Annotated in this window: 1 protein-coding gene; it reads left to right on the top strand. The window is 55.2% G+C overall.

Translation table 11 applies throughout. The annotated features are described in order from the left end of the window. Window positions 1-271 (top strand): Hsp20 family protein (locus C6N31_RS46465; RefSeq protein ID WP_198359706.1); only part of this gene is annotated, 271 nt, incomplete at its 5' end. Window positions 272-297: the final 26 nt, after the last annotated feature.

Below are 297 nucleotides of genomic sequence, written 5' to 3'. Positions count from 1 at the left end.
GATGAGGTTCGACATGCCGGGGCTCTCCAGGGAAGACGTGAAGGTTTCGGTAGAAGACGACGTGCTCGTGATAAAGGGAGAGCAGAAGAAGGACAAGGAGGAAGACAATAGCTCCTGGTCCAGGCGGGTGAGTGCTTACGACATGCGCTTGAGGCTTCCAGACGCCTCCGAGAATGAAAAAGTAAAGGCGGAGCTGAAGGACGGAGTTCTGCTGGTCTCTGTGCCCAAGTCCAAAGTGGAGCGCAAGGTGATCGATGTTCAAATTCACTGAGCTTCCTCACGCACGTGCGAGGCGGT

This window comes from Streptomyces fildesensis (genome assembly GCF_016107395.1).
Classification (GTDB): Bacteria; Actinomycetota; Actinomycetes; order Streptomycetales; family Streptomycetaceae; genus Actinacidiphila; species Actinacidiphila fildesensis.
The sequence above is the reverse complement of the archived record's forward strand: the minus strand, read 5'-3'. Positions and strand labels throughout refer to the sequence as shown.